Consider the following 26,360-nt stretch of genomic DNA (forward strand, 5'->3'; position numbering starts at 1 on the left):
GGGAGCGGTGTTCAGCTTTAAAATAGAAAGTATCAAAGCAGATTCAGGATGCGCTGACCGTCTTAAACCCGGTTTGGCGACAGAATACCTAGGGACGCTGCCGAAAATTAATAGCAGTTTAAAATAAGAATCCAACTGTAGGTAAGCTGCAAACCCCGATCGTAATCAGTCCTGCCGAATCTAAAATCTAAAATCTAAAATCTAAATTGGTATAAGTCTGCCCTGCACAAGCCGTGACATGGTAAAAGTCGATCGAATCTGTTGAGGCACTGCCGAGGCCAGTGTTGATTCGTGGAAAGTTGAAAATGCAAATGTTTGGCCCGGAAAAAGTTTTTTTCCAGAAGAATACTCAAACCTAGAGGTTAGCAAAATCGATTATGTCACCTACAACCCAGATGAAATCTACTCAACCTATGGCCAAACAGCCACAACTGCAATTAGGTTCTCAAGGTAAAGCGGTATTGGAACTCGAACAACTGCTAACCAAGTTGCACCTTTACCGGCAGCCTGCTAAAGGAATTTTTAACAAAGCCGTTGAATTTTCTGTGAAGCTGTTTCAGTTTCGGGTTTTCTTGTCGCCCGACGGCATTGTCGGGCCACTGACTTGGCAGGCGCTTTATACTGGAGCTCCAGTTAATATGCCGGTACTCAGATTGGGCAGTTCTGGGCAAGCAGTCGCTACTGTTCAGGAAGTTCTCAAAATTTCCCAGCATTATGGCGGTAAAGTTGACGGCGACTTGTCTACTTTGACGGACAAAGCTGTTCGCGCATTTCAAAAAAGCTTTGGGATTGAGGCTGACGGGATTGTCAATCAGGAAACTTGGACTGCTTTGAGCCAAATTCCGCGCGGCTATGACCCTAATTCGTTCTTGACTTAGGGTTGACGCGGTAAATTGTGCGATCGTGTGTGGGGGTAATTTGGGGGAATGTGCGATTATTCAGGTGCCCCACAAGCACCAGAATAATTGCTGTTTTTTTTTGATTATTTTTTCGGAATTCGTGCTGCCTAATTTTGTTTTCTAACTTGGGTGGAAATTACCAATTATGAATTATTAATTACTAATTATCAGTTATCAGAAAAGATCGATCGCCAAAAAACTGTTAATTTTCCTTACAATTTCGAGAACAGCGTGCAGTCTCGATGATACGATGCCGTAAAAATCCTTTGGATATATCTATGGCCGAACAACTTACTGGACAACCCCCAATCTTCGGCGGCAGCACAGGCGGCTTGCTGACCAAGGCGCTAGTTGAAGAGAAGTACGCTATCACTTGGACTAGCCCCAAGGAGCAGGTGTTTGAAATGCCTACGGGTGGCGCTGCGATTATGCGTCAAGGCGACAACTTGCTGCATCTGCCCCGGAAGGAGCAGTGCATCGCTTTGGGCGGCCAGCAACTGCGGGCTAAATTCAAAATCACGAACTACAAAATTTACCGCGTGTTTCCAGACGGTACTACTGAGTACCTGCATCCCAAGGATGGCGTGTTCCCTGAGAAGGTGAACGAAGGTCGTCCCTACAACGGTAAGATTGACCGCAATATTGGCAGCAATCCAAATCCGGCTACGCTCAAGTTCACAGGTAAGAAGACTTTCGATCCTTAGACGATGAGTGCATGGCTGAGCAAAACATAGGTAATATTCCCTGTAAGGCTCAGCTTGTAAACTTGTTTTTGCAGTAGTATTCTGGCGCGGGAGGCTAAGCCCGCAGCGCCAAAATACTACTGCAAACTTCTAATCTTATTAAAAGTTAATGTTAAATTAAAAATGAATCTCGCAATCAGGCGAGCGCAGCCTTCTGATATCGATGTTTGCGCTCGCATTAATTATGAAGCTTTTAAATGTATTTCCGATCGCCATCAATTCCCTACAGATTTTCCGACGCTGGAGTTTTCAACTGAAATTATTGGTCTTCGGATCGAAAGTCCGTTGTTTTTTGGCATAGTAGCCGAGAGTTCCGGTGCGGTTGTCGGCTGCGGGTTTATGGACGAACGCAACCCGATTCGCGGTATCGGGCCCGTCAGTGTCGATCGAACTTTTCAAGGCCGCGGCACGGGACGGGAAATCATGAAAGCTTTGCTGGAACGGGGACAGGACGCTGTGGGCATCCGTTTGGTTCAGGAATCTTTTAATATGGCCTCGCTGTCGCTGTACGCTTCTTTGGGTTTTGAGGTGAAGGAACCTTTCGTGTTAATGGAAGGGAAGTTTCGCAGCCAGCCTCCGCATGGGTTTGAGGTGCGGCCGATGGCTAGTGAGGATGTTGGTGAATGTGCTGCTTTGTGCGAAAAACTGTGCGGGTGCGATCGAACTTCGGAGATTGAAGACGCCCTGACTTTCTTTTCTCCTTGGGTTGCTTGCAAACAAGGTCGGATTGTGGCTTATACTTGTGCGGTGTCGGCTTTGAGCCACAGCATCGCGGAAACTGAAGCCGATATGCAGGCTTTGCTCTTGGGGGCTGCTGCGTACAATTCCGAAGAATTGCTTTCTTTTCACTTGCCGCTGAGGTACCCAAGTTTGTTTCGCTGGTGCTTGGAAGAGGGGCTGCGCGCCCTCAAGCCGATGGCGGTGATGGCAGTTGGCGAGTATCGGTCGCCGGAGGGATGTTGGTTTCCGTCTTTTGTTTATTGATTGTATAGCGAAGTTAGTATATGATATTTCCCGATTTCTCACAATTTTCGGAACTGGCGAAACAAGGCAATTTTGTACCCGTGTATCAAGAATGGGTTGCTGATTTGGATACGCCGGTGTCTGCGTGGTATCGGGTTTGTGCGGGTCAACCTTACAGTTTTCTGCTGGAGTCTGTCGAAGGTGGGGAAAAACTTGGGCGTTATAGTTTCTTAGGGTGCGATCCGTTGTGGATTTTGGAGGCAAGGGGATCTCGCACAACTCAAGTTTACCGTGACGGTTCCGAAAAAGTATTTACGGGCGATCCGTTTGTAGCTTTAACTGAATGTTTGGAGTCTTATCAACCGGTGAAATTGCCGCAGTTACCGCCGGGAATTGGCGGGTTATTTGGTTTTTGGGGTTACGAGTTAATTAAGTGGATAGAACCGCGAGTTCCCGTGCATCCAGCCAGTGAGAATGATTTGCCGGATGGATTGTGGATGCAGGTTGATAATTTGCTGATTTTCGACCAGGTGAAGCGGAAAATTTGGGTCGTCGCCTATGCGGATTTGCGGGAGGTTGGCGTTGATTTTGCCCAGGCTTATCAGCAAGCGTGCGATCGCGTTGGCAAGTTAGTTCAGAAGCTGCAATCGCCGCTTTCCCGGCAATCTACTCTCATAGAATGGACACCTCCCAATAACGGGCAAGATGCCCGTTCCACAAGAGATAAGGACGGGCAAGATGCCCGTTCCACAAGAGATAAGGACGGGCAAGATGCCCGTTCCACAACCGGAAATACAGAATTGGCTTACACTAGCAATATTACCCGTGAAAAGTATTGTGCCAATGTTTTAAAGGCGAAGGATTATATCAAAGCCGGAGATATTTTTCAAGTAGTTATTTCGCAGCGACTAGAGGCTGAATACAGTGGCGATTCTTTTGCACTTTACCGCTCTTTGCGTCTCATAAATCCTTCTCCGTACATGGCTTATTTTCATTTCAGAGATTGGCAGATTATCGGTTCGAGTCCCGAAATTATGGTGAAGGCGGAAAACACTGCTGATGGCAAAAAGATAGCAACTTTGCGACCGATTGCCGGCACTCGCCGCCGGGGTAAAACTCCTCAAGAAGATGATGCTTTGGCTGCTGAATTGCTGCAAGATCCGAAGGAAATTGCGGAACACGTCATGTTAGTTGATTTGGGTAGGAACGATTTAGGAAGAGTTTGCCGAAACGGTACTGTAAAAGTTGACGAGTTAATGGAAATTGAGCGTTATTCTCACGTCATGCACATTGTGAGCAATGTGGTGGGAGAATTGGCCCAGGATAAGACAGCTTGGGATTTGTTGAAAGCGGGTTTTCCTGCGGGTACGGTTAGCGGTGCTCCGAAGATTCGGGCGATGGAGATTGTGCACGAGTTGGAAGGTTGTCGCCGGGGGCCGTATTCAGGGGTTTACGGGTATTATGATTTTGAGGGACAGTTGAATAGTGCGATCGCAATTCGGACTATGGTTGTTCGCTCTCAAGGAGGCGATAAACATTCGGTTTCTGTGCAAGCAGGTGCTGGTTTGGTAGCTGATTCTAACCCGGATATGGAGTACGAAGAAACGCTGAATAAAGCCAGGGGAATGTTGGAGGCAATTCGCTGTTTGAAGTAGCGAGGCGGAGCCTCTGGATCTCTGTTACCAGGCAGAGCCTGGTAACAAGAAACACAAACTACTGTTGAACGAGGGAAATGTGAATTTTTATATAGTTGACGTGTTTGCGGAGTCAAAATATGCTGGCAATCAACTAGCTGTATTTTGCGGTGCAGGAGTTGCCGAACTATCTGAGGCTCAAATGCTACAGATAGCGAGGGAAATCAATTATTCAGAAACTACGTTTATTCGATCGCCCGATCCGCGAGATGGCGGCTATGACGTGCGGATATTCACGCCCAAGAAGGAATTGCCCTTTGCCGGTCATCCGACTTTGGGCACTGCGTTTGTGTTGCAGCAAGAGATTATTCGCGAAAAGGTCGATCGAGTAATTCTCAATTTAGCCGTCGGTCAAATTCCCGTTACTTTTAATTATCACAATGAAGCGGCAGATATTTTGTGGATGCGACAAAACCCGCCTAGTTTTGGTCAAGTTTTATCAGCCGCAAGTCTGGCAAATGTTCTGAATTTAGAACCCGATGAAATTGATTTGAGATTCCCAATTCAAGAAGTTTCGACCGGAGTGCCGTTTATAATTGTCCCATTAAAAACTCTCGCATCGCTCAAAAAAGCTCAAGTCAACTTAGATAAATATTTTGAGCTAGTTGATACAATGGAAGCTAAAGAAATTTTGATATTTTGCCCAGAAACTTACAGCGACCTTAATGATTTAAGCGTGCGAGTTTTTGCCCATTCATTAGGAATTCCCGAAGATCCGGCGACTGGCAGTGCTAACGGCTGTTTGGCTGGATATTTGGTAGAACATGATTATTATGGGGAAACAAAGATTGATGTGAGAGTTGAGCAGGGTTATGAAATCGATCGACCTTCTTTGCTGTTATTACAAGCAGCCAAAAATGAAGAGGAAATAACTGTTTTGGTGGGTGGTAAGGTGGTGATGGTTGCTAAGGGAGAATTTGTGTAGAATATTTAATGGGATTTTTTTTACCGCAGATGCACGCAGATATGTACAGCCCGGTTGAAATTAGATTTTGGCGATCGAGGAAATGAATTGTATGTTGTATAATGTAGTTAAGATTAGGAATAATCCTCAAAAACTATGACGGCAACAATCCAAGCTAGAGAAGTTACTCTCTCCTACTTAAGGGAAAAATTTAATATCCAACTCGTTGATGACGACCAATTTTTTCGTGAATGGATTGACGAATTACCCGAAATCAGCGAATTTGAAAAACAATTTCTCGATCAAGTGAAAGCTAGCTATTTCAACTTAGTCGAGTATCTTCCAATGCTAGAAACTACCGTCAAAATGGTAGTCTTATCTCCCTTGCTACATTTTGCAGGTTTCTATTTACCTCCCTTTCATATCAAAGCTGAACCTGAAGTAGAAATTTTCTTTGAAGACGAAGACGAGACAATTATCAGAGGTAGGATGGATGTCCTGGTTTTAAAACAGCAGTTTTGGGTAATGGTTATCGAGTCAAAAAGCGCTCAAATTTCCATAGAAACAGGATTAGCGCAAATATTAGCTTATCTGCTGGCTAATCCTAATCCTAGCATGGCGTCCTTTGGAATGCTAAGCAACGGCAGGAATTTTCAGTTCATTAAAATGACGTATCAAGGTACACCGCAGTACGGTTTATCTAATTCCTTTGATTTGCGCGATCGAGGGAATGAATTGTACAATGTACTCAAAATTATGAAGCGAATCGCTCAAATTGTGAGATAAGCTGTTGTGCATTTAAATTGTATGTTGAGGGCGGGCAAGATGCCCACCCCACAAGAAGGAAAATTTATTGCCCCAGGCAATTTAAATGCGTATTAGCTTAGTACAGATAAAAGAGGATTAACTCACATGGTAAGTTCACTCATCGAATCAATAGAAATTCAAGTGATTGAATTTCCCCGCATTTCCCTAGAAGAATGGATGGAAAACCCGCCTGACAGCACAGAATGGGTAGATGGAGAATTAGTGGAAAAAAACGGCATGACAGCAAAAACTGGTCGGATTCAATCTCGGCTATCCCGCTATTGGGGAAATTACGCACTTTCCAGCGGACAAGGTGGAGAAGTTTACACAGAAACAGGTTGCCGTACAGTAGGGAGAGGTCGCTGTCCCGATGTTTCCTACTTGACACCAGAATTAGTCGCCCAATTTAATGATTTTACCATACTTCCTCAAAGTTTTCCGTTGATTGCTGAAATTATTTCTCCTACTGATAAAGCCGAAGAAGTATTTGCCAAAACAAATGAATACCTGCAATCGGGCTGTCAAGAAATATGGCTGGTACTTCCTGAGAGTCAGTGGATTGTTGTTGTCACTCAACAGCAGAGACTTTTATTCGCCAGAGGTGAAGTTGTCAGCACTCAAATAGTTTTGCCTGGTTTTAGTATGGCCGTCGATGAGTTGCTAGCGTAAAAAATTAAAAGAATAAATTGGTTGAATTTAATTATGGATAATTCTTTAGTCCCTATACGGGACGAAAGTTTGTGTAGGATAGGTTTCAACCGCCGAGTTTGAGCCGCAGGATTCGGTATTATACCAATTCTCCCAAATCGGGCAACAGTTATGAGTTTTTGGTTTGTTTCCTGAAAGACTGTATGCACCGGTGCGTCGCTGTGAGATAGTCGCTTTTTTTGATAAATTTTGAGAGCGACGCACCCTACAGCTACTGTTGCATGATTTTTTATAATTAGTATTACTCTTTAGTCCCTATACGGGACGAAAGTTTGTGTAGGATAGGTTTCAACCGCCGAGTCTTTAACTCAGCTAATATGAGGTAGCTCATATTCATAGACTCGCGCGATTGTTAGGCTAAAAAAGTCATCCCTACCAGAGACTTTCCAATGCTGCAAACATTTTCGCGGACTTTAAATGTATCCCCTGACGCTTCTGAAACGCTGCTTTCACTGCCATTAACCAGCTTGCTCGATTCACCGGAATTCAATCAAGTCTTGGGAAGTCTGGATAGTGGTTTGCTCAAAGAAACTTTGCCAACTGCTGGAACTGTTTTAGCTCAAAAGCTGCCGCGTTTTTACGACTGGTTGCAAACAGAACTAGGAATTAAAAACGTCCCTGAGAGTCCCGATCATACTACGAAATGGGTAATCGGTTTTTTGAAGAATCAAGAAAGTTTAACTCGTTTAGTTGAATTGCACAAATCAATTCCCAGACAGGCATTAGAACGAGCGATACCTCGTTTAGTTAGCGCCTTTGATGAGGTTCAACCCACCGCTGTAAAGCAAGAATGGGAAAAAGCGATCGCAGCACTTTGTCTGGTTCTCGCCGTCGCAGCACGGGAAAATCAGCCATCTGCGGCCTGAAGCCATTCTGTCTGAGTTTAAACAAAGCGCTTTTTTCGGAAAATTTGCAATTGAGTGCGATCGATCTCAACGACTACTGGCCGCCGTTTGTTGAGGACGATCGCATTGTGTCTATTTAGCAAAAGCCACTGAGCCAATATTGCCACAATCGCGCGCCTTTTGAGAAACTTGCCTTCAAAACGCGCCATTCGGACGATCGCCTCTTCGAGTTTATAACAACAGTTGTTGCCTTTGGGGGAAATCACAAAAATCGTTCCCGGTATATAATCGCCTTCATTTGCCCAGAAAGCATACCTTTCGCCTAAAGTAAAGTAGTGAAAAACATTGTTAGCGGTGGAAGTTTTAGCTAACTTTTCCGAAACGCCCAAAGAATTAAAAATTACAGTGGATCGAATATAATCCGGGTATTTTGCTGCTATTTGCTGAGCAACTTTGCCGCCCAAACTTTCTCCGATAACATCCGGCGGATTCCCGCTGTGAAATTGCTGCTTTATCCAATCAATAGCACCCACAGTTTGCGCCGATTTTAACTGGCGTTCTAGTTTTGCCATAAATACATCGGGCGTATCTTCCAAAACGCGCTCGAAAGGATACCAAGAACCGTAGCCGCGAATCACGAAAACAGGCGGATTATTGCCAGAAATGGGGAGGCGACTTTCAGCATAAAAACCAGTGCGAGAGTCTTCAAAAACTTTTTTTATGATATAATTTCCATCAATAACTTGCCCTTCTTCGTGCCGAATGTAGATTGAAGGATTATTGGGTTTAAAAGTATCGTGCAGTTGGGGTTTGGCAAACTTTTCATACAGGGAATCTAGCAAGTGCCTTCCCGTTTGGCGATCGACAAAATCTGATTTTGTTATTTTCATCCCAAATCTCATTTTTAACTGCTTGTGGGGGGAAAACGCGGTATTGTTGCAAAATACCTTTACCCAGATTTGGTAGGGGCGGGTTCACCAACCATATCTAACGATTACCGACAATCTAGATAAACCCGCCCCCCACCACCGATAACCTACGTCAACCCGAAATTTGCATCGCATCGGAAAATGTACATGATGATTTATGGTTCGGTTCGGGCGGGTTTTCGAGATTGTTTGTTTCAGGCAATTATTGTTTGTAAAACCCGCCCCTACAAGCACCCGGTACATTCTGATTTATGGTTCGGTTCGGGCGGGTTTTATGGATTGTCAATTATTGGCAAATATTGTCGGTGAAACCCGCCCCTACCAAATCCGCCAAATGTACATCGGATTTATCGTTGGGCGAGGGCGGGTTTTATAGATTGTCAATTATTGGCAAATAGTGTAGGTAAAACCCGCCCCTAGCAAATCACTTTTACAAAACTCGCAACGTGCTAGCAACACTATCGACTGCTTCCATCGCGCGAATTTCATCGAGTGCTTGTTGAAAATTACCTTCCCTAACATCGTGAGTCACGACGACAATTTCTGCTAAATCGCCGTGAATTCCCGTCTGCACAACTGATTCCAAACTAACTTTGTGGTTGCCGAAACAAGTGCCGAGTTTGCCAATTACCCCCGGAGTATCGCGCGTCAGAAAACGGGCGTAAAAGCGAGTAACAAGTTCCTGCATCGGAGCAATTTTGCAGTAGTGTTGGTGACTGCAACTCAGCAAAGGATGGGGAATCGGAACTGTTTCGGTTTTCAGGATGGCCGCGACATTCATGATGTCGGATACTACGGCGCTAGCTGTTGGGCCTGCACCGGCGCCGCGCCCGTACAGCATCAATTGCCCGATCGGCTCTCCTTCGACTAAAATTGCATTGTAAACCCCGTTAACACTCGCCAGCGGATGAGTTTTGGGTACAAAACTCGGATGAACTCGAATTGACAGCAGTTCGCTTTCTGCCTCCGCTTGCTTGCCATTGTAGCGGGAGGTTTCTTGAGCAATAGCCAACAATTTAATCACAAATCCCAGCTTGTCGGCGTAGTCAATATCAGCCGCACTAACTTTTCTGATACCTTCGCAGTGAACATCTGCTAATTTGATGCGTCCGCCAAAAGCTAGCGAGGCTAAGATAGCAATTTTATCGGCAGCATCTAATCCATCTACATCTGCTGTGGGGTCAGCTTCAGCATAACCTAATTGCTGAGCGTCGGCGAGCACTTCGGCAAAGTCTGCACCTTCTGTTTGCATCCGCGTCAGGATGTAATTAGTTGTGCCGTTGACGATGCCGGTGACAGTTTGAATGCGGTTTGCACCTAAAGATTGTTTGAGGCTTTGAATGACTGGAATGCCGCCGCCGACAGCAGCTTCTAGCATTACGTAAACGCCTTTTTTGTTGGCGGCCTCGAAGATTTCATTACCGTAGCGGGCGATAACTGCTTTGTTGGCAGTGACGACGTGCTTGCCGCTGGCAATAGCTTGCAGAATGAGCGATCGCGCCGGTTCCAATCCGCCAATCAGTTCTACTACAATATCAATTTCCGGGTCAGTTGCGATCGCTTCTAGGTCAGTTGTCAGCACATTTTCTGGCAATTGTAAAGACCGAGTTCGAGAAATATCGCGCACTCCCACCCGATAGATTTCCAATTCCTGCAACAGCGGATGGCGGCCATCTGGGGAGAGCAAAATCTCTGCTGTTCCCGCGCCAACTGTACCCAAACCTAACAAACCAATTTTGAAAGCCACGACTTTGACCCGTAGAAACTCAATTAACCTACAATCATTGTATGCTAATCAAGCAATTTGTCATTTAAGTAAGCTCAATATCCAGAGCCCCGACTTCTTTAATAAGTCGGGGCTCTGGATATTGAGATGACAATTCACAGTTCTGAATCCATGTCTACCCCCATTTCTCGGAGTCGCTGGGCCAATCTTTCGGCCCGCTGGCGTTCTGCATTAACTTGCTGTTCTAGCTGCTGATTTTGCTGTTCTAGTTCCTGATTTTGCTGTTCTAGCTGCTGTCGCTGTGCTTCTTCTTCTCGAATTAAATCTTCTACTAGCGGCGGAGATAGCACTTGATTCACCGATAAAATAAATTCAGCGAACTGTACAGACTGAACTTGCTGTCCCGGCAAAAATTCCTGGTGAGAGTAACTGCCTTCATTTTCTGGACGGCTACACACTCGTATTTTCGGTTGATTGGCGTCTACAATCCAATATTCAGGGATATCAATTAAGTCATATTCTGCCCGTTTGCGAATGTAGTCGTCCCGCCAATTTTGACTGGTAACTTCGATAACTAACAGCGGTTTTTCTTCAAAATCTAGCACTGCGGAACCAGGTTGCGCGCAGACTTGTTCCCACAGACTCTGAGTGCAAATCACCACATCAGGAATGCGAGAAGAGTTTTCCTCAGTTCGGACTGCGGTAGTCACAATTGCAACTATCGGTAGGTTGTGTGCTGCAAAGAAGCGCCGGAACTGATAAACTAAAAATTCACAAATTTTGATATGTATTGCTGTAGGTGTTGGCATTTCGATTAGATTGCCCCGATATAATTCATAACAAACACCTGATTCTCCCTGATAGTTCAGATATTCTTCAAAGGTGAGTTTTTGGGTAGAAGTTATAACCATGTCAGTTATCTCCCTTTTTCGGTGAGCTTACTGTATATTTTACACTTGTATTGGGTGAACCAGCCCCTCCAGCCTCAAAACTGTTTCAAAAATTGTAGGGCGAGCCAAGCCCACCCTACAAATCAGATTAAATCAGGTAACACATTAATAAGTTTCAACGTGCCAACGGTGGTCTTTCTTCAACTGTTTCTGATAGGCAGCCCAGTCAACACCGTACTTGCCAGCCGCGGCCGACATTCCCTCATCAATTCCGCCTTCCATACCCTTCAAACCGCAGATATAAGTGTGAGTATTCGGCTTTTGAACCAATTCCCACAATTGGTCTGCGTTCTCTTGAATCCGGTTTTGAATGTACATCTTGCCGCCGTCAACATTCTTTTGCTCGCGGCTGATGGCATAAGTCAAGCGGAAATTATCGGGGAACTCGCGCTGCAATTGTTCCAACTCTTCCTTATAAAGAATGTTGGGAGTGTAAGCAACTCCAAAGAACAACCAAGCTAAACCTCTGAATTTGTAATCGGGATTGTTTTCTTTAAACATCCGCCACAAGTAAGCCCGGAAAGGAGCAATACCCGTACCGGTACCCATCATAATAATGGTGGCTTCCTCGTCGTCGGGCAACAGCATTTCTTTGCCTACGGGGCCGGTGATTTTGACATCATCCCCAGGTTGCAAACCGGTGAGGAAAGTCGAACAAACACCAAAGACTTGTTCACCGGTTTCTGGGCTTTTGTACTCTAGGCGGCGCACGCACAGCGAGACTGTTTTGTCGTCGAGGTGGTCGCCGTGACGGGTGGAGGCGATCGAGTAAAGCCGAATTTTGTGAGGTTTGCCGTTTTTATCCGTGCCATCGGGAATAATCCCGATACTTTGACCTTCGAGATAGTGCAAATTGCCTCCAGAAATGTCGAAGGTGACGTGGCGGACTGTGCCGTCGCCGCCTTCTCTGACTAATTCTTCTGTAGAAATGCACTTACCAATATAGGGATTGGCCGGTTTGTAGAGGTTAACAGGAACCTGAACTTTTTCCTTGGCTTGAGTCATGGGCTTAGTTTCTTCTCCAGATTTCTGACTCTGTAGCCCTGCTTCTGGTGCGACTTTGCCATTTGTTTCGGGAGCGCTGTTTGAGGGGCGGATGCTGACAATTCTTCCACCCATGCGAGCAATCCGGCGCATTTCCTGATTCATGCGATCGTAGGGCACGGAGATAAATACGCTGCCGCTACGGCGAATCGGGTTATTTATTTGGTCAGTTGCTTGGCTCTGACGCATACCCTCCACTTCGTAAACAAAGATGCGGCTGCCTGATTCGGAGTTTGCCGCTCCACCAGATAAGCTTGGGCTGTACATTTGTTGATTTTCCTTCACGATACAGAGTTATAAAGAAAGAGAATGTGACGTTAGACTCAATTTACTTTTTTCTTAAGGCCCTCGGGACTAATTGGCCGCGCCAATTTTTGGGCCTCGCCACGCCGGCGGGAGTGTTGAAGTTGCGATCGCTCGCGTATCCAATCCCTACTAGCCGAACGCCGCGCTCACCGAGCCCGCTTTGCGTTCGGCTGTTGACCTATAGCTATTGTTGTCTGCGTACTGCCAATATTTTACCCGATCGGGGGATCTGCCCCGATAAGTCGTTTTGATTGCCGACCGGTGATGGAGTGTGGCATCGGGCAACAAATAGCTCCTATTGACCGAAAGCAGCCAGGTACAAGATCCTGGATTTATGACTCCCAGGCTGACTGACGGGTCAATTCTACAATCTCAAATCTCAAATCTCAAATCTCAAATCTATCGACGTTGAGCTTGTAGTGGGCGATCGCATTCTGGTAAGATCAACTACTAAAGTTAGTGTTAATAGATATGACGATCTTATGCCCCAAGCAATCCCAAATGCCTTGTGCGATGGGATAGGGAGCTGCGTAGTTCAGCCCAGGCGGGTCAATCCGCTCGAAGTAAAAAAGAAAGGGGAGGGATTCACGCCTCCCATGTCATACATAAATGACTATACTTTTACAAGCTATTAATTACTTGCCTTGAAGATTGCTTGGGTCTTCCCGGGCAGGCAATCAACTCACTGCTGTATGCTGGTGAGAACTCGATCGTCTCGGGGTAGCACAGCAGCACAAAGCCTGCTTGCCACTACCTGCGGGCTGAAATTTTGTGGAATCTAGACTTGAGTTAGTTAGTAAACAGTGATTTTGTTAGAGGGAAACTATGACAAGTAAGCCGGATCGCGTGGTTTTAATTGGCGTTGCCGGAGATTCCGGATGCGGAAAATCTACTTTTTTACGCCGATTGACAGATTTGTTCGGGGAAGATTTCGTTACTGTAATCTGCCTCGACGACTATCATTGTCTCGATCGCAAGCAGCGCAAGGAAACAGGGATTACAGCCCTTGACCCCAGAGCGAACAATTTTGACCTGATGGCTGAGCAAATGAAGGCTCTCAAAGAAGGTCGGGCGATCGACAAGCCGATTTACAACCACGAAACCGGTCTGCTCGATCCTCCTGAGCGGGTAGAGCCGAATCACGTGATTGTGATTGAGGGGCTGCATCCGCTGTACGACGAGCGAGTTCGATCGCTCCTCGACTTCAGCGTCTACCTCGACATCAGCGACGAGGTAAAAATTGCTTGGAAAATCCAGCGCGACATGGCGGAACGGGGCCACCGTTACGAAGACGTGCTGTTTGCGATCAATGCTCGCAAACCGGATTTTACCGCCTACATCGACCCGCAAAAGCAATATGCTGATGTGGTAATTCAAGTGTTGCCGACCAACTTGATCAAAGATGACAAAGAGCGGAAAGTTCTGCGTGTGCAGATGATCCAGCGCGAAGGCATCGCCAATTTTGAGCCTGCGTATTTGTTTGACGAAGGTTCAACAATTAACTGGGTTCCTTGCGGCCGCAAGCTGACTTGTTCCTATCCCGGAATTAAGATGTACTACGGGCCCGATGCTTTCTACGGTCACGAAGTCTCGATTTTGGAAGTAGATGGTCAATTCGAGAATCTCGAAGAAGTTATTTACATCGAAAGCCATTTGAGCAAGACTTCTGCGAAGTATGAAGGCGAGTTAACTCACCTGTTACTCCAGCACCGCGAATATCCTGGTTCCAACAATGGAACTGGTTTGTTCCAAGTGTTAGTCGGATTGAAGATGCGGGCGACTTACGAGAAGTTGACTGCAAAAGAAGCGAAAGTGGCTATGAGTGTTTAGAACGCAGACATGAAAGATTTGGGAGGCGCAATTGCGCCTCTTTTTTTGTGGAGAAATGAACCGCAGAGGGCGCAGAGGGCGCAGAGTAGAGTTAGGGGCAATACAGTTCAGTTAAGCCCGATCCCCCCTAGCCCCCCTTAAGAAGGGGGGGACAAGAACTTACTCAAAGTCCCCCTTCTTAAGGGGGATTTAGGGGGATCTCCGAGGAATAAACACTTTTAACTGAACCGTATTGGAGTTAGGGCAGGGTGTTTGAAAGTAGAGATTTTAAGAAGGTTTTTCCGGCTTCATTCAGGTCGCTATCTAGGGAAAAAGTTAGACTGCGAACTCGAATATCGTCATTTTTTATATCTAGTGGTTGTTTGAGGTTTTGCGGGTAGACGAGAATTGCATTTTGGCACTTTAACGCATTTGCGTAAGCAACTATTTGATGAATGTCATTATTGGCTACTTTCTCGGCAGCTTTGTATTTTGTATCGAGGACGTATTGGACTTTTTTTGTTTCACTATGGCCTAGGAGTAAGTCAATGCGATCGAAATAGTTTTGGTCGTGGGTGACTCGGTGTTGTTGTTTGACAAAAAAGCCTTTTGATGTATTTGCTTTGAGCCATTCAGCGACAAATTGTTCATATAAATTGGCCATGTCTATGAGAAAAGGGAGCATTTCGCGATCGCCTGTTTCGTGACTGGGCCCTGTGTTATCTAAAAAGAATCGACATAAGGCGTGTAAAAGTTGATAATCTTGATTCAAACGGTGATAATTTCTATCAATACAAGCTTCTGATTTAAACGGTTTTAATGTAACAAATCCTTGGAGTGCGTGAAAGGCTTTTCGCACAGTGGATGAAACAGATTCACGGCACAAACCGCTGCGGCCAATGATGAAAAGTGTCCAAGCGAGTATTTGATTGTCTTCGATGTCGCCTGTTTGTTCGTTATAGTGGCATTTTAGTTTAACATCCCAAGGTTTTTGCAGGGCTGACCGCAAATCGACGCGGCCGCGAATGTAGGCGAGTCTTTCGGTTTTGGATAAGTAATCGCGATATAATCCTTTGCGACAGCGTTCGAGAATTTTTTGGGCAAGAATGTTAGCTAATCTCTCGTAACTTTCTTGTAAAGATTGGCACTGAATCGAGCCTTGGGGAAATTTTATCTTAAGGTTGTAGGCATAGTCAATCATTCCGAAAAGGTTGTTTATGGGAACCTTGGGGCGGATGGCAATGTGAAATTCTGGAGTGATGGGAATGTTGCCAACTCTGCCTTTAGATTTTAATTGCCATTTATATTTAGTTTTAGGGTTGGGAAATTCTATATCTATTTCCTTGGCATAATTCTGGTATATTTTCTCTCCTACTAATTCGGGGATTGAATTTCGATCAAAGGTTGCTGATTGATATTCTGTGAGTTCGATGATTTGGGGTGATTCTCGTTTCATAGATGCTGTAACGCCGTGTTTGTGGTAATAATGGTAGCGTTAGATTATCAATTGCTGAATTGAGATTTGATTTTAACCCAGAGAAACTCATCCATTTTTGCCTGATTATCAAAGAAGTATTCTTCGAGGTATGGCTCAATTTCCATTTGCCAAATATCTTGGATATCTTCAGCTAAGGTTTTTGTCAAAAAGAAGGAGATGCCTAGTTCATAGTGTTTGTTGTTAATTGCGCGATTGACATCTTCTAGAATGCTAGTTAATTTATCAACTGGAAAACCTGTTTCCTCTCTGTGGTGATACTGTCGCAGGACTTCATAATTGGGATAAACGGGAATGAATGCGAAGCGGCGGCGGAGTGCGTTATCGACTAAGGCTATAGAACGGTCTGCTGTGTTCATTGTGCCGATGATACGGACATTGGTAGGGATTCTCAATTCTTCGCCACTGGCTAATTTAACGGTGCGATCGCGGTCATCAAGCAAATACATCAACTCTCCAAATACCTGAGATAAATTTGCACGGTTAATTTCATCAATAATGATAATGCAAGTGCCTCGACGAGACTCAGCTTTTGTGCAAAATTCTAGGAATCTACCGGGAACTATCGGATAGGTTAATTGGCCATTTTGACTCTGCGGTCGGATGCCTTGAATAAAGTCTTCATAAGTATAAGCTGGATGAAATTGGATCGTGTCTGAAAAGCCGTCACCGCCACCGATTAAATGTTTGGCTAGTTTTTCCGCTATGAAGGTTTTTCCGGTTCCGGGCGGGCCTTGCAGGATAGCTTGTTTCTTGCGGTGGATGGCGCGTATGCAGCGCTTTAGTTCTGTTTCGTCAAAGCCAGTTTCTTCGGCACATTGGTTCAAAAGATATTCCGGTTGCAACTGTACTTCTTCTACAGCGTATTCAAACACAATTGCCTCATCTAATAATGGCACTTCGTTACTAGGAAAGTCATATTTTTTTATTTCTATCAGCCAGTGGCAGAACATATCAAATACATCGTCCTCTCGGATAGATGGAACGCCAGTCTGCTGCATTTCTTTAGTTAATTCTTTGATCAGCTTGTGTCCGGTTAAGTTAGCATAGGAGTAGTCTATTAGCTGTTTGCTGTACGAAGTATTGGCGAAATAGTTAATAACCTGTATTGACTTGTCATTAATCGCGAGAAAGTCATCGGGACGGAGAGCATTGAGGATAGGCGTTAGCATCCCTATCTCGCCGAACAAGGAAACGCGCATTTCTTCTGAAAACTCTCTACAGGCCGAATATAGCTGACTCGGATCGTCGTTACAACAGCAGACTAAATAAAAAATTAATTCGGCCATTCTTACTGGCGCTATTAATGACAATTTTTTATACGATTTGGAATTCCATAATAACCCTTTTATTATGCACGGATTAATATGAATCCAGGCTCCCCTTTGTCGATTAGTAGGAGAGTCTTCGTAAGGTAGAAGTTTCAACATTATAGATTCAGTCACATCTTCTCCAGACTCAGCAGCAGCAGCGATCTCTTCAAAATTTCGACGCCCCTGCTGACGCTGCTCCTTGTAAGCGGCTATGTGACGCAATCCATCGGGAGTGTATGGATATGAATTGACAAATTCTTGAAATAATTTGACAAACTCAGCCCTTTTTTCCGCTTCCATGCTATTCTCAAAAACTCTCGATTAATTAATATTTTTCAGCAACACTTCCTGTCTAACGTTCTCCTAATGAAGTGACAATGTTAAACTGATTAGCTGTCAGGTATCGAAAACTCTGTGGCGGTTTAAGGTTAGGTAACTTGTTTCTTAAACGATGTAACTCTACTGGCTGACTAAACCTATGAATATCTTTTAAAAAGATACCTATACCTAGTTTTACACCTTGGTAATAATCATAAAAATCTTCATGGCTAATTCCTGCTATTTTTTCAACTTCCTCCCAAAGCTCTGTGACGGGTTTTTCAACAATATTATCCACCTTGAAAGAACCAACTACAGCTTTTTCGGGAGATGAAACATAGACTACCACTCGATCTCCTTCATTCAAAAGTCGAGGGCGAACCCGACGCAGTTCAACTGTTTTTGTACGATCGAATATTTTATTTGCGTACTCGGGACGAATAGATAATAATAAGATATTTGACATTTGTGATTATCCTCTTTCTAGGTCGCGGTTCCTTCTTTGTAAATGATTCCGAATTTAGTTTCTGGAAGCCTAAATACGCTTTGAACCGTTATCTTATTACCCAGTATTCCCTGAATTCTCTTTAATGTCAATGGGTTAGGGAAAAGCTCAGTGTGGCTGAATCTTATCGCCATGATATCTGCCTTTGGTTCGTCTTTGGCTATTGTCATTAAATCTTTTAATTCGTATACTCCTAAGCTGCGAAATTGTCGATAGAGTTTTTCCGGCTTGTCTATGATAACTTCCTCTAGTCTAGAGCAAGCTTTAACCTCTTTTGTCCCCAGAGTAAATGAGGAATTGGAGCTGACGTACCATAAAATTCTACCAATAACACCCGGTCTGAGGCCACCATTAGCCCACTTGCTTCTATAATATACAAGTTCCCGTTTTAGCGCTAGCTCAATTTGAGAGCCAAAAATGTACTGCTTAGCTAACTCTTCATCGAATAAGTCTTTGGCCCATCTGGGTTGAATGGGAATCATGAAAGTAGGCAGGTCAGCATCAATAATCTTAGCAGGCCAAAGGCGACGTTCTAGCTCTGCCATCGTTCCTATATCTTGAATTAATTCGGGAGTGTTAAGCGTCTCTGCAATTTTCATGCAAAAATTATATTCTTGCCCTATTTGGGCTAGGCTTGCCAGTTTTTGAGACATATCTGCTGCTGTTTCTGCTACAGGCGGATTTGCCTTTAAATACCCATCATTAACTCGAACAAAAGCATCTTCTTGAATAGCTTGTATAACAATTTCATCGAAATACTGGTCAGTAAGTCTCGTAAATTGCCTGTTTTCTTTTACTGAAACTGATATGGAGTGGAAAAGTAAGTACCGTGAAAGTGCCGCTGCTAGAGCACCGCGTTTAACTCGGAGCATTGTAACTTCTAATTCGTGATTTTTATATTGACAATAGGCAATTAAAGCAAGGGGTTGATTTTCACCATCTAAAACGACATGACACTTAAATTTATCTGGGTTGGCAATTATCTGGCGCAGATTTCTCTGAAAATCGGCTATTTTTTCTGCCCTATCAACCGCATAAAAACAGTTGGTTAACAGTAATTTATCAAATTTGCTATCAATTAGTTGAATGGTGAGATTCTGTATGCCGACAAACCGTACCGGTTGATATTGAGTATCTCTGCGAACATCATCCAGTTTAACAATTAAATCTGTAGGAGTCATAATTGCTAAACTAAAGTTTTCATAGACGGCATCTGCTAAAGCTAATATTTTGGGTTCGCGAGTTAAGAAAATTAAGTAATCAGCAGCAATAGCTTGTGCTAATTGACGAACTAAGGAGTCGTTTATTTCATCGAGATTGATACTGGGAATTAGACGTTTTAGAGAGTTAAATTTTGTTTCAAGTGTCTGCCGATCGCAGTGGATTTTAGTAAAACTCTCCCCTAACAGGCGTTTACGCTTTCTTAGAGCGACCTCAGAGATCGCGTTTATTGCCTTAAAAATCTCATCGGTAATACACAATTCCAAATAATCTTGTAACCAGTCAGCAAGTAGAGAGTCGGATTCCGTGCTTTCAATATCTTCATTACCGTGTAATTCTAAGAAAATACTTGTATCAATAACAGCACAAATTTTAGACTCAAGTTGTTGTGCAGCAGCTTGAGAAAATATAGTTGGATGACCGTGATCCAACCACCAAACAGTAAGCAGTTTACCCTCCTTACTTCTTCCAGGTCGATCGTTGAGAGGAATAAAACCCAGTGTTTCCCACATTCTGTCTATTCCATAATCGCGACGGCATTTGAGTTGAATTCCATAAAAATTCTGACTTTTTTGGCTGAGGGAATTGACTAGCTGTTTAGTAACACCCCGACCGCGATATGCAGGATCGACGCAGAGATGAACGATAACAATAATGTTGCTGCGACGCACTGGTCGGTAAAGCAGATAGCCAATGCAATTTTTTTGAGAATTGAGTGCTATAAGTATCACCCGATCTCTTGCACTTTTGCGAAAAGCACCTTCTGTAAAAAAACCCAGAGTTTTTTTATTGGCATCACCTAGGGCTATAACAGTTTCTAAATGGGGGGATGTTTCGTCAATCTCTTCAATCGTCACCTGTGTTTCTTCTGTCACTTTTTTCTACCTCCTCAAGTTACCGCAATACCTCAGTTTGATCTAAATTTACCACTGAGTCAATGATTGGGGTGGCTATCTCGCCCTTACTTCCGTCTTAGTATCACATTACAAGCGGCTGGGAAAGTCGGGAGTCATAAAGTACGATCGCACCCACCATCCTTACCCACATCAATAGCCCTCCCAAACCAGTAACACTGGCAAAACCGCTAACAACTGTTCCCGGAAAAGTTAAACTTGTGTCGAAACTATCTAAACGTGCTATATTCAACTCCGTAAACCCTGAACTGCGCTTTCAGGTAATGCAAATTTATAAACGAGTCAACTGAATGCTCTCTACTTTCAAGAAATTAGCTTCAATTGCAATCATCTTTGCCGCCCTAGAACTTTTACTTAATTATCCGGCTTTCAGAGAAATAAAGAATTTTATCGCAAATAGAGACCCAGCAAGTGCCACCTTAGACGCTGGAACTCAGCAGCAAAAACCCAGCAGCCCCCCTCCGGTACCTCCCAAAAAATCACCGGAGCAAAAGTTTGATGTAGTAGTATATGGTGATGAAGTACCGGGGATATGTGCGGCGATATGGGCTAAGAAAACTTTAGGCGCAAAGGGCAAAGTTGCGATCGTGCGATCGAACTACGGAAGTGCTCCTTTGGGCGGGTTACTCACCCGCGGCGGTTTAGCTTACATCGATGTAGATAAAATCCCCGGTTGGTATCGCCAACCCTACGCCCAATGTTTTAAGGAATTCTTAGATAAAGCCGATGCGCCCGAATCTTGCTTAGATCCAAAAAAGGCAGATCGAGCTCTCAAACAGATGCTTTCCGCTGCAGGAGTCAAAGTTATTTCCAACTCAACTCTTACTCCCCACGTCGTAGATAAAAAACTCGAATATGCCGAAGTAACAGGCAGAAATTTAACAATTAAAGCCCACTCTTTTATTGACGTAACTCAAGACGCTGAATTGGCAAGAAAAGCAGGATTATCTTATTATACAGGATATCAATCTCAAAATATAAAATCCAAAAATGAAACTTTAGCTGTCTCTGTAGTTCCGAGAATTACAGGGATAACGATGTCCGAATTCCGCAGTATAGAAGATGAAATTCTATACGATCGGCCTTTGGTAAAAAAGATTAAAGAAAGCATTACAAAATCTAAAGATCCGGCTAGTACAAAATTCTGGATGAGGAATTTCTGGAGCACGATTTATCAGCCATATACAGACGGTTACGACATCAGAAGCGTAGCTATAGGAGCAGCGTATCACATAGACAGAAATCTGCCCTTTAGCCAAAATAAAGGATTCTTTTTTGATAAAGGCAATGTCTGCGTTTATAACAAAAATGTGCTGTCCTGGAACGGGTTTCTGTTTAAATACCAAGTTGACAAAATAATGGAGATGGAAGCTAACGGCAGAAAACCGACTCCTGAAATGATTAGAGAAATGTCATTTCTCCAATACTGGCTACAAAAGAAGTCTGGTAAAGATGTGAGAGTATTTCTTCCGGACGAGATTTATATCAGGCAAACTTTGAACGTTCGCGATGTGGTAGATCCGTTAACGGGGCAGGAGATTATCAAAGGGGGAACAGTACCCGAAAAGTCGATCGGCAGTTTTTCCTACGATTTCGATATGCGGGGCGGAGTCAAGAATTTATCTGCGAGAATTCCGCCGCTACCAGTCTATAATTTCGGGATAGAAAGCGCTTTGGCTAGCAAAGTCAAGAATTTAGCCATTGTCGGGCGATCGTCCGGTTATGTCGGTATGGCTGTATCCGTCGGGCGAATTGCGACGGTGAATATTTATCAAGGACAAGGTGTGGGCGTCGCCGCTGGTTTGGCTAGCAAGTTCGGCGTGCCGCTGAATTCGATTACTTCGGCTGAAACGAAAAAAACTCTGGAAACTTTAACGGGGAAAACGACGTATTTGTCGGGAAGAGATACGAGTTATGGGGTGGATTATAAGGAGGTGAAGTAATCGAGATATAGCTGTCGCCCGTGTTGCTATACGATGTTAAACCCGCCTACAAACTATAAACTTTTGTTTGAGTTTGAGAACAAAAAACGCAATTCCTGGAGTTTAACAAATGTTATTCATTGCGATTCTTAATTATTTCAATTTGTTTTACCAGTAGGACTAAGGCAAAAAGAAAACCGATTTCTCTGCAAAATCGTGGCTTTCTCCGATAGAATGCGGGTTTGGGATTAGGGATTTCTGTCAAATAAGATATTAAAAGGATTTTTCCACTGAAAATGTCGAAACCTCATATTCGACGGCGCAAGATTCCCCAACTCTTAGATATCCTCTCGATCTTCGCTCTGCTGCTGCTCGTATTCTGTAATAATGTTCTGAATATCCTCTGCTGCAATATCGACTTGTTCGGATTTGGTGTAAAGGGTCAGCAAAATGATTCCCGTTGCTGTTTGGACGTAGTAAATTAAACGGTATCCACCACTTTTACCTTTTTGAGTGTCGCTATTTCGGACTCTCAACTTGAAGACTGCATAACCCACTCCAGCAATTCGATCTCCTGGCAGTTCTCCCCGTGTGAGTTGTTCGATAATGGGTTGAATATCATTGCGAATGCTGCGGTATTTTTTTGCAAGAGTGCGTAAATTGCGATTGAAGGTTGGTGAAACTATAACTTGAATTAAGGGCAAGTCAGTCATTTTCAATTCCTTCCCACATTTGAGCAACCGAAATGGTTTGCCCAGTCATGGCTTCGTGCCAAGCTTGCCGAAAATCTTGTAGCAGCGCTGCTTTAGATTGGCCCTCTCCGTCAATTTCTGAGGGTTCTGGAATACTAAAAGAATTAGCAGGAGGCATCTCTTGGATTTCTGCTGAGAAAACCTCTGGCAGATTATTTTGCGAAATGATTACCCCCTGACGTTGCTTTTGGCTTAGAAACTCTATAAAACTCGCAACTAATGCCAGATGTTCTGGAGAAAGTCGATCGAGCCATCGATCGATTTGATGTCGAAGTGCTGCTACATTCATAATGCCATCAAACCTTTTAATTTTACCTTGATTTTAACGTAAACCCGCCCCGCCTTGAATATCGCTCTTCCCTCTGCCTCTGACGCGGATGCGGTTCAAAACTCTTCTCCTCCCTTCTATGGCACAATCTAAATAAGATACAACTCCGAAGCCACCATGACCGCAAACCTACCCCCCCAATACGACCCCCAAGCCACCGAAGCCAAATGGCAAAAATACTGGGAAGACAACCAAACCTTCAAAGCTGACCCCGAAAAAGGCGGCGAACCTTACTGCGTAGTTATCCCGCCGCCCAACGTCACCGGCAGCCTCCACATGGGACACGCTTTTGAAGAGACGCTGATTGATGTCCTCGTCCGCTATCACCGCATGACTGGACGCAATACCCTGTGGTTGCCGGGAACGGATCATGCTAGCATCGCCGTTCAAACTATTCTGGAAAAGCAACTCAAAGCAGAAGGCAAAACTCGCCACGATTTAGGCCGAGAAAAATTCTTGGAACGCGCCTGGGAGTGGAAAGCTGAATCGGGCAATACTATTACTAATCAATTACGCAGTTTGGGCGTGTCTGTCGATTGGTCGCGCGAACGCTTTACGATGGATGAAGGCTTATCCGCTGCGGTTTTAGAAGCGTTTGTCCGGCTGTACGATGAGGGGCTGATTTATCGCGGTAATTACCTGGTGAATTGGTGTCCGGCGAGTCAGTCTGCTGTGTCGGATTTGGAGGTTGATCAGCAGGAAGTTGACGGGCATTTGTGGCATTTCCGCTATCCTTTGACGGATGGTTCTGGTTATTTGGAGGTGGCGACGACTCGGCCGGAAACGATGTTGGGCGATACTGGGGTGGCGGTGAATCCACAGGACGATCGCTACAAACATCTTATCGGTAAAACTGTCACTTTGCCGATCGTCAATCGCGAAATCCCAATCATTGCTGATGAGTTTGTCGATCCGACTTTTGGAACTGGTTGTGTCAAGGTGACTCCTGCCCACGATCCGAATGACTTCGAGATGGGTAAGCGTCACAACTTGCCGTTTATTAACATTATGAATAAGGACGGCACTTTAAATGAAAATGCCGGAGAGTTCCAAGGACAAGACCGATTTGTTGCCCGGAAAAATGTGGTGCAGCGGTTAGAAAGTGACGGGGTTTTGGTTAAAATAGAAGATTATAAGCATACTGTTCCCTACAGCGAACGCGGCAAAGTTCCGGTCGAACCTTTGATATCTACTCAATGGTTTGTGAAGATAGAGCCTCTTTCTCAACGTGCTTTAGAAGCATTAGATCAAAGTAACTCACCAGTCTTTGTTCCTGACAGATGGACAAAGGTTTATCGGGATTGGTTGGTGAAGCTGAAGGATTGGTGTATCTCCCGACAATTGTGGTGGGGACACCAAATCCCGGCTTGGTATGCTGTTAGCGAAACCCAGGGCGAAATTACTGACACGACGCCGTTTGTGGTGGCAAAAAATGAAGCTGAAGCTAGGGAAAAAGCAACGGCTAAGTTTGGTAATGACGTGCAGTTAGCAAGAGATCCAGATGTATTGGATACTTGGTTTTCGTCTGGGTTGTGGCCTTTCTCAACTCTGGGATGGCCTGACGAAACTAAAGATTTGGAGTTTTACTATCCGACAACTACTTTGGTTACAGGTTTTGATATCATCTTTTTCTGGGTGGCTAGAATGACGATGATGGCAGGACATTTTACTGAAAAGATGCCTTTTGATACTGTTTACATTCACGGTTTGGTGTTGGATGAAAACGGTCAAAAAATGTCTAAGAGTAAAAACAACGGTATCGATCCGCTGCTGTTGATTGGTAAGTACGGTACTGATGCTTTGCGCTACACCTTGGTTAAGGAAGTGGTAGGGGCCGGTCAAAATATTCGCATGGAGTACGATCGCAAAACTGATGAATCGAAATCGGTGGAAGCTTCCCGTAACTTCACGAATAAGTTGTGGAATGCGGCTAGGTTTGTGATGATGAATTTGGAGGGACAGACTCCGCAGCAGTTGGGAAGTCCTTCTGTGGGAGGTGGTTTGGAATTGTGCGATCGCTGGATTCTTTCTCGCTACAATCAAGTTGTGCAGCAAAGCCGCAATTGTTTGGAAAATTACGGTTTGGGGGAAGCGGCGAAGGGACTTTATGAGTTTATTTGGGGCGATTTCTGTGACTGGTATATTGAGTTAGTCAAGTCTCGCTTGCAACAGGATGCTGAACCAAATTCTAAGAAAGTGGCACAGCAAACTTTTGCTTTTGTGTTGGAAGGGATTCTGAAACTACTGCATCCTTTTATGCCGCACATTACTGAGGAGATTTGGCACACTCTGACTCAAACAGGTGACGATCGATGTTTGGCTTTGCAAGCTTATCCTGAAGCTGATATCTCGCTAATTGATGCTGATTTGGAACAGCAGTTTGAGTTGTTGTTCGGTACAATTCGCACAGTTCGCAATTTGCGGGCCGATGCTGATATCAAACCCAGTGTGAAGGTGACGGCGATTTTGCAAAGCGAAAGCGAGAAAGAACGCCAAATCATCTCAGATGGAGGCGTTTACATTCAGGATTTGGCAAAAGTCGAAAATCTGACAGTTACTGCTAGTGTGGATGCAGATTTGGGACAGACAATTGCTGGGGTTGTCGGTACTGTGCAAGTATTGATTCCTCTGGCTGGGGTGGTGGATTTGGCGGCTTTGCGTGCTAAGTTAGAGAAGAAGTTGAGCAAGGTGGAAGCTGAAATTAAGCATACTGCGGCGCGGTTGACTAATCAGAAGTTTGTGGATAAGGCTACTCCTGATGTGGTTCAGGGCGCGAGGGATGCTTTGGCGGAAGCGGAAAAACAAGCGGAGATTTTGCGCGATCGGCTAAAGGTGTTTTAAGGAGTCATTAGTCATTAGTCAGCAGTCATTAGTCGCGGGTGGGGTGAGAAACCGGGTTTCTACGAATTTTTCGGTTGAGTAACGAAAAATATTGAAAGAAACCCGGTTTCTGAGGAGATTATCATTTTTATTATGCTGGGCGATCGCTGTATAAAAACATCCCAAAATCCCGTAGGGGCGGGTTAACCAGCCATCTATGAAATACACAAACAATCTCGTAAACCCGCCCTCTCCTCAGCCATTATTTACATCACAATTTTACCTCTAAATTCATCGTACATTTTTATTGTTGGTGGGCGGGGGCGGGTTTATAGTATTATTGATGTTTACCATAAATGGTTGGCGAACCCGCCCCTACAAATTTGGTTTCAATAATAGAATTAATTGTGCTAACACGGGCAATTAATCACCAATTACCAATTAC

Annotated in this window: 22 protein-coding genes; 11 read left to right on the forward strand and 11 right to left on the reverse strand. The window is 44.4% G+C overall.

Translation table 11 applies throughout. The annotated features are described in order from the left end of the window. Nucleotides 1-377: 377 nt before the first annotated feature. The 8 genes from QUA00_RS15115 to QUA00_RS15150 all read left to right on the forward strand — a co-directional run bounded on the left by QUA00_RS15115 (nucleotide 378) and on the right by QUA00_RS15150 (nucleotide 7,584). Entirely contained in the window at nucleotides 378-878 is a 501-nt protein-coding gene (locus tag QUA00_RS15115; RefSeq protein WP_333138365.1) for a peptidoglycan-binding protein, read from the forward strand. A 299-nt stretch (nucleotides 879-1,177) separates the two neighbouring features. Continuing rightward, the gene (locus QUA00_RS15120) at nucleotides 1,178-1,603 is read left to right on the forward strand and encodes a photosystem I reaction center subunit II PsaD (RefSeq protein ID WP_333106609.1); all 426 of its coding nucleotides are present in this window, start codon (nucleotides 1,178-1,180) and stop codon (nucleotides 1,601-1,603) included. Between the two features lie 162 nt (nucleotides 1,604-1,765). After that, nucleotides 1,766-2,626, forward strand: coding sequence for a GNAT family N-acetyltransferase (locus QUA00_RS15125; RefSeq protein ID WP_333410117.1), 861 nt, complete (start codon nucleotides 1,766-1,768; stop codon nucleotides 2,624-2,626). 20 nt (nucleotides 2,627-2,646) lie between these two features. Further along, nucleotides 2,647-4,260 (forward strand): anthranilate synthase component I family protein, encoded by a 1,614-nt coding sequence (locus tag QUA00_RS15130; RefSeq protein ID WP_333410118.1) that lies wholly within the window; start codon nucleotides 2,647-2,649, stop codon nucleotides 4,258-4,260. A gap of 79 nt (nucleotides 4,261-4,339) precedes the next feature. Next, nucleotides 4,340-5,224 (forward strand): PhzF family phenazine biosynthesis protein, encoded by an 885-nt coding sequence (locus QUA00_RS15135; protein WP_333410131.1) that lies wholly within the window; start codon nucleotides 4,340-4,342, stop codon nucleotides 5,222-5,224. 135 nt (nucleotides 5,225-5,359) lie between these two features. Beyond that, nucleotides 5,360-5,989: a type I restriction enzyme HsdR N-terminal domain-containing protein gene (locus QUA00_RS15140; protein ID WP_333410119.1), complete on the forward strand. Its 630-nt coding sequence runs from the start codon at nucleotides 5,360-5,362 to the stop codon at nucleotides 5,987-5,989. A 126-nt stretch (nucleotides 5,990-6,115) separates the two neighbouring features. Beyond that, nucleotides 6,116-6,679: a Uma2 family endonuclease gene (locus QUA00_RS15145; protein ID WP_333308616.1), complete on the forward strand. Its 564-nt coding sequence runs from the start codon at nucleotides 6,116-6,118 to the stop codon at nucleotides 6,677-6,679. Between the two features lie 428 nt (nucleotides 6,680-7,107). After that, nucleotides 7,108-7,584: a hypothetical protein gene (locus QUA00_RS15150; protein WP_333308619.1), complete on the forward strand. Its 477-nt coding sequence runs from the start codon at nucleotides 7,108-7,110 to the stop codon at nucleotides 7,582-7,584. Between the two features lie 17 nt (nucleotides 7,585-7,601). On the opposite strand, the gene QUA00_RS15155 is transcribed toward QUA00_RS15150, so the two are convergent. The 4 genes from QUA00_RS15155 to petH all read right to left on the reverse strand — a co-directional run bounded on the left by QUA00_RS15155 (nucleotide 7,602) and on the right by petH (nucleotide 12,479). After that, nucleotides 7,602-8,453: a hypothetical protein gene (locus tag QUA00_RS15155; RefSeq protein ID WP_333410120.1), complete on the reverse strand. Its 852-nt coding sequence runs from the start codon at nucleotides 8,451-8,453 to the stop codon at nucleotides 7,602-7,604. Nucleotides 8,454-8,922: 469 nt separating this feature from the next. After that, nucleotides 8,923-10,239 carry a homoserine dehydrogenase gene (locus tag QUA00_RS15160; protein WP_333410121.1) on the reverse strand — a complete coding sequence of 439 codons (1,317 nt, stop codon included), beginning with the start codon at nucleotides 10,237-10,239 and terminating at the stop codon, nucleotides 8,923-8,925. A 134-nt stretch (nucleotides 10,240-10,373) separates the two neighbouring features. Continuing rightward, nucleotides 10,374-11,129, reverse strand: coding sequence for a Uma2 family endonuclease (locus tag QUA00_RS15165; RefSeq protein WP_333410122.1), 756 nt, complete (start codon nucleotides 11,127-11,129; stop codon nucleotides 10,374-10,376). A gap of 144 nt (nucleotides 11,130-11,273) precedes the next feature. Beyond that, nucleotides 11,274-12,479 carry a ferredoxin--NADP reductase gene (petH, locus tag QUA00_RS15170; RefSeq protein WP_333138347.1) on the reverse strand — a complete coding sequence of 402 codons (1,206 nt, stop codon included), beginning with the start codon at nucleotides 12,477-12,479 and terminating at the stop codon, nucleotides 11,274-11,276. A gap of 864 nt (nucleotides 12,480-13,343) precedes the next feature. Here petH and QUA00_RS15175 point away from each other — a divergent pair. After that, complete coding sequence (locus QUA00_RS15175) at nucleotides 13,344-14,348, forward strand: phosphoribulokinase (protein ID WP_333241886.1); 1,005 nt, start codon at nucleotides 13,344-13,346, stop codon at nucleotides 14,346-14,348. Between the two features lie 238 nt (nucleotides 14,349-14,586). On the opposite strand, the gene QUA00_RS15180 is transcribed toward QUA00_RS15175, so the two are convergent. From QUA00_RS15180 to QUA00_RS15200, 5 genes are all read right to left on the reverse strand, one after another. Beyond that, on the reverse strand, nucleotides 14,587-15,783 hold the full coding sequence (locus QUA00_RS15180; RefSeq protein ID WP_333410123.1) for a 5-methylcytosine restriction system specificity protein McrC: 1,197 nt from the start codon (nucleotides 15,781-15,783) through the stop codon (nucleotides 14,587-14,589). Nucleotides 15,784-15,830: 47 nt separating this feature from the next. Continuing rightward, nucleotides 15,831-17,435, reverse strand: a complete 1,605-nt coding sequence (locus QUA00_RS15185) for an AAA family ATPase (protein WP_333410124.1) — start codon at nucleotides 17,433-17,435, stop codon at nucleotides 15,831-15,833. Nucleotides 17,436-17,487: 52 nt separating this feature from the next. Next, complete coding sequence (locus QUA00_RS15190) at nucleotides 17,488-17,919, reverse strand: ASCH domain-containing protein (protein WP_333138339.1); 432 nt, start codon at nucleotides 17,917-17,919, stop codon at nucleotides 17,488-17,490. 17 nt (nucleotides 17,920-17,936) lie between these two features. Continuing rightward, nucleotides 17,937-20,054: a GNAT family N-acetyltransferase gene (locus tag QUA00_RS15195; RefSeq protein WP_333138337.1), complete on the reverse strand. Its 2,118-nt coding sequence runs from the start codon at nucleotides 20,052-20,054 to the stop codon at nucleotides 17,937-17,939. A gap of 103 nt (nucleotides 20,055-20,157) precedes the next feature. Further along, nucleotides 20,158-20,325 (reverse strand): hypothetical protein, encoded by a 168-nt coding sequence (locus QUA00_RS15200; RefSeq protein WP_333138335.1) that lies wholly within the window; start codon nucleotides 20,323-20,325, stop codon nucleotides 20,158-20,160. Between the two features lie 58 nt (nucleotides 20,326-20,383). Between QUA00_RS15200 and QUA00_RS15205 the strand changes: the two genes are divergently transcribed. Beyond that, nucleotides 20,384-22,036 (forward strand): FAD-dependent oxidoreductase, encoded by a 1,653-nt coding sequence (locus QUA00_RS15205; protein ID WP_333138333.1) that lies wholly within the window; start codon nucleotides 20,384-20,386, stop codon nucleotides 22,034-22,036. A 317-nt stretch (nucleotides 22,037-22,353) separates the two neighbouring features. Here the strand turns inward: QUA00_RS15205 and QUA00_RS15210 are convergent, their stop codons facing one another. Beyond that, a complete protein-coding gene (locus tag QUA00_RS15210) occupies nucleotides 22,354-22,728 on the reverse strand; it encodes a type II toxin-antitoxin system RelE family toxin (protein ID WP_015179269.1) in 375 nt (124 codons plus the stop codon). After that, nucleotides 22,721-23,056, reverse strand: a complete 336-nt coding sequence (locus tag QUA00_RS15215) for a hypothetical protein (RefSeq protein WP_333025783.1) — start codon at nucleotides 23,054-23,056, stop codon at nucleotides 22,721-22,723. The genes QUA00_RS15210 and QUA00_RS15215 overlap by 8 nt, the downstream gene beginning before the upstream one ends. A gap of 156 nt (nucleotides 23,057-23,212) precedes the next feature. On the opposite strand from QUA00_RS15215, the gene QUA00_RS15220 reads away from it, so the two are divergent. Beyond that, complete coding sequence (locus QUA00_RS15220) at nucleotides 23,213-25,936, forward strand: valine--tRNA ligase (RefSeq protein WP_333410125.1); 2,724 nt, start codon at nucleotides 23,213-23,215, stop codon at nucleotides 25,934-25,936. The last annotated feature ends 424 nt before the right edge of the window (nucleotides 25,937-26,360 follow it).

The sequence above is a fragment of the Microcoleus sp. T2B6 genome, assembly GCF_036700475.1.
In the GTDB taxonomy this organism is placed as follows: domain Bacteria; phylum Cyanobacteriota; class Cyanobacteriia; order Cyanobacteriales; family Microcoleaceae; genus Microcoleus.